This is a genomic window from Actinomycetospora chlora (assembly GCF_039542135.1).
Classification (GTDB): domain Bacteria; phylum Actinomycetota; class Actinomycetes; order Mycobacteriales; family Pseudonocardiaceae; genus Actinomycetospora; species Actinomycetospora chlora.
Genome location: NZ_BAABHO010000159.1, coordinates 1 through 620 on the forward strand (window position 1 = coordinate 1; position 620 = coordinate 620).

The 620-nt window shown below is 33.1% G+C and carries 1 protein-coding gene; it reads left to right on the forward strand.

Features of this window, described 5'->3' with window-relative positions; all coding sequences use genetic code 11:
- Positions 1–620 (forward strand): tetratricopeptide repeat protein (locus tag ABD994_RS31195; RefSeq protein WP_345425622.1); only part of this gene is annotated, 620 nt, incomplete at both ends.

Sequence of the window (620 nt, forward strand, 5' to 3'; positions counted from 1 at the left end):
AGGAAAATGATGAGGCATATTCAATAAAGGGTAAAGTCTACAGTTCGATGCTTTTACTTTATAATCCTGATAAGGAACAATCTGAGAGAGTTAAAACAGCACAAAGAGCAGCTTCTGCTTATAACAAAATATCTGATGTGTCGTCAAGAAGAGAATTACTGCCTACAGCCTATACGAACCTGAGTTATGAGTATGCAGCCACTAAGCAATTTGATTCTGCACATTATTATTTAAATAAAGCTTTGGAGCTTGCGGATATGAGCCAGCCTGTACATATGATTTTCATCTATCATCAGAAAGGAGTTTTGTTTTCAGAAGAAGGAAAACACACAGAAGCGATAATTAACTACAAAAAAGCACTCAGTTATTGTAAAAACAATGAGTTTTTTGATAAGAAAATGGAAATACTGGGAAGAATTTCTGAGAGTTACACCCAATTGGGAGATAGTAAAAATGCATTATACTATACGCAGTTGTATCAGGATATGTATAGGGAGAAATCTCAAAACGGAAAAGTAGTTGTTTCTAAAATTGAAAATGCAGTTTCAAAAGAAAATACAATGCTGGTTAAAAAAAATTGGATACTCATTTGTATATGTGTTATCCTGTCAGTTTTTATT